This is a genomic window from Vibrio sp. R-1 (genome assembly GCF_035615595.1).
Lineage (GTDB): Bacteria > Pseudomonadota > Gammaproteobacteria > Enterobacterales > Vibrionaceae > Vibrio > Vibrio cholerae.
In genome coordinates, this window is record NZ_WPDC01000159.1 from 1 (window position 1) to 2829 (window position 2829).

Sequence of the window (2829 nt, forward strand, 5' to 3'; positions counted from 1 at the left end):
GGCCGCAGGCTTTTCCCACGTCGACGTTTTGCCCAAGCTAACCTTGGCACAAGTTGCCTCCGTACTGGCCGGTGCCAAGCAAGTGATTTCCGTCGATACCGGTCTCAGCCATCTGACCGCCGCACTGGATATCCCGAATATCACGCTGTATGGACCAACTGATCCGGGATTGATTGGTGGGTATGGGAAGGGGCAGGAATCAGTAGTTGCCAACGATAATGATATGGATAGCATTAATGCATCCAACATTATCGATATATATATTGGATGAATTGCATCATGGAACAGATTATTTTATCCGTAATTATTGCCGTGCATAACACTGAAGAGTATGTTGAGCAAGCTCTAAAAAGTTTAGATCAAGCTCTGCATGGCTACAAATTAAGTTCGACAGTTGAAGCAATCATCGTTGATGATGCATCGTCTGATAACTCAGTATCAATCATCAATAACTATAAACCAGATAACTTTAAAAAAAGATTTTTCTCTGTTAACTATAATAACGTCGGAAAAGTAAAACGTTTTGCATTTAAACAATGCCAAGGCAATTACATCACTATTTTAGATAGCGATGATGCATTTCGAAATAACGCATTAACATTAATTACAAAAACCCTCGCCTCAAATAAATACGACATGGTAATAACACCCATTAGCGAGGTATATAATAACTTTCAGGTTGACGCAATAACACATTTAACTCAACAAGAAAAAATCAGTCAAGATAATGCAACAAAACTATTTCTGTCGCATAAAAAAATAGAAGGACACATTGCTGGAAAGTTTATTAAACGTTCACTATTAACAGATGATTTTTTCCCTGAAACACTCTGCTATGAAGATATAATCACCATTGGCCACGCCATATCAAAATCAACCGATATTTTATTTTGCAATAGCCACCTCTATCTTTATAGGAAAAGAACTGGCAGTATATCTAATGATAAGGGCGGTGAAAAAATTGCTATGTTATTCGATGCATTAGAAAAAATCGAAAACATTTTCTCACCTCAACTAAAGTATGCCAATATCGTTAATGCCCTATGGGTAAAATGCATATCAGATCTTGTTGCTCGAGGCAAAGGTAGACTACCTATTCCTGAGAATGCAAAAAGAAAACTTAGCACTATAAACACTCTTAGCTTCGTTCTAGATCCCAAAGTAAGATTAAGTAGGAAAAGAATGCTACTAAAACTTAAGGTAATGAATGTAACATGAATAAAAAAGAACTACTGCCTAATACGACAATATTATTTATTTTCGCGTCTATTTCCTTAGCGATGTTTAACATAGCATATTCTCGTGATACTTTTTATATTGCAGGATATCTATCTATCATTTACTTTTTAACAAATATCAACAAGCAGACTATTATCAGTAATGCATTACCTCTATCGATTTTACTCCTTGGACTTTCAAAAATAATCTGGTCAATGTACTACGAACCAAGTAGTTCCAACTTCAGTAATGTTTACAACTCTTATTTTGATGTAGGAAAAAGACTTGTCATAGCATCATTCCTTGTCTCATTTGCAATCAATACTGACAGTGTACATAAGGAAAAGCTAACGAACATCATTCGGCTAGTTATGCCATTTGTCGCTTTAGCTATCGCTGTATACTCAGCCTATCAGTTTCATATTCTTGGCTTAGCACGCACTGAATTATCAACAAACAGAGCAACAGCAACCGCCTATATGTTGACACCAGTTCTATTACTTAGCCTATTTTGCTGTATAAAAGAAAAACCCTCACTGAATAACATTATATTTTTAGCCTTAGTATTCGGAGCTTGCCTCTACTCAATCCTATTAACACAAACACGCGCTGCAATATTAGCCTTTACATTTATCGCATTACTCATGCTCATGTTTAAGCTAAAAAATGAAATAAGAAAAACCGTTTTGCTATCGCTTGCAACCATTATTTCAGTAGCTACCATTATAAACTATGACGGTATAGTTAAGCCACGAGCAACACAAGCGTTCACAGAGATTATAAACTTCGACCAAACAAAAGATAATGGTTCCCTTGGCAACCGTTTTACTATGTGGATCGCAGGTGCTAAATCAACCTACTCTCATCCCCTCGGGCAATCAGCGGAGCAACGCTATCAATCGATAGATAGACAAATTAAGGAAAATATCATCAATCCCATGATTTATCGATACGTAGATGTTCACCTGCACAATGAGACGATTGACACAATATCTCTACAAGGAATTACCGGATTTTCAGCATTAATATTATTCTATCTATTTACAATAAAATTCAGTTTGAAAGAAAAAAACTATTTATTGCTGTCAATCAGTTTAACTATCATTCTTTATGGTCTTAGCGATGTTCTATTCTTCAGCCAAGAAGTCACTGTTACTTATATGTCAGCACTAGCACTTGCGATCATGATCGGAAATCAACATGAAAATAGCTCACTTTGAAACCTCCATGGATTGGGGTGGTCAGGAATTACGGATCGTAGAACAGACCGAATGGCTGAATCAGCATGGTCATCCTACATGGATTGTTGCCCGTCCAGGTGCGGCGATCATTAAAAAAGCGCGCGAAAAAAACTTGCCCGCATTTGAATTGCGCGTGCGAGGTTCGGTACATCCGAGCACCTTAAAAAGTCTGCTGCAATTCCTCAAACAAAATCAGATCCAACTCTTAGACTGTCACGGCAGCCGAGACAGTGTTTATGGTGCGTTGGTCAAGGCATTAAGCGGCATTAAAGTGATCCGTTCACGACATGTCACTGACCCCATTAAAACGTCCGGATTACACGGGTTGGTTTGGCGGCATGGCAACCACGGCATCATTACCACCGCAAAA

At 38.0% G+C, this 2829-nt stretch carries 4 protein-coding genes; all 4 read left to right on the plus strand.

What is annotated here, in order from left to right; translation table 11 throughout:
- Window positions 1–271, plus strand: a 271-nt coding sequence (locus tag GOU96_RS17175) for a glycosyltransferase family 9 protein (protein WP_324702043.1), incomplete at its 5' end; no start/stop codon positions are given.
- An 8-nt stretch (window positions 272–279) separates the two neighbouring features.
- Entirely contained in the window at window positions 280–1218 is a 939-nt protein-coding gene (locus GOU96_RS17180) for a glycosyltransferase family 2 protein (protein WP_178088314.1), read from the plus strand.
- Complete coding sequence (locus GOU96_RS17185) at window positions 1215–2438, plus strand: O-antigen ligase family protein (RefSeq protein WP_115150188.1); 1224 nt, start codon at window positions 1215–1217, stop codon at window positions 2436–2438. The genes GOU96_RS17180 and GOU96_RS17185 overlap by 4 nt, the downstream gene beginning before the upstream one ends.
- A partial coding sequence (locus tag GOU96_RS17190; protein ID WP_324702044.1) for a glycosyltransferase occupies window positions 2419–2829 on the plus strand: 411 nt, incomplete at its 3' end. The genes GOU96_RS17185 and GOU96_RS17190, both read left to right, overlap by 20 nt.

Coding starts and splice junctions, on each gene's coding strand:
- GOU96_RS17180 (WP_178088314.1), top strand. CDS start 280: ATGGAACAGATTATTTTATCCGTAATTATTGCCGTGCATAACACTGAA.
- GOU96_RS17185 (WP_115150188.1), top strand. CDS start 1,215: ATGAATAAAAAAGAACTACTGCCTAATACGACAATATTATTTATTTTC.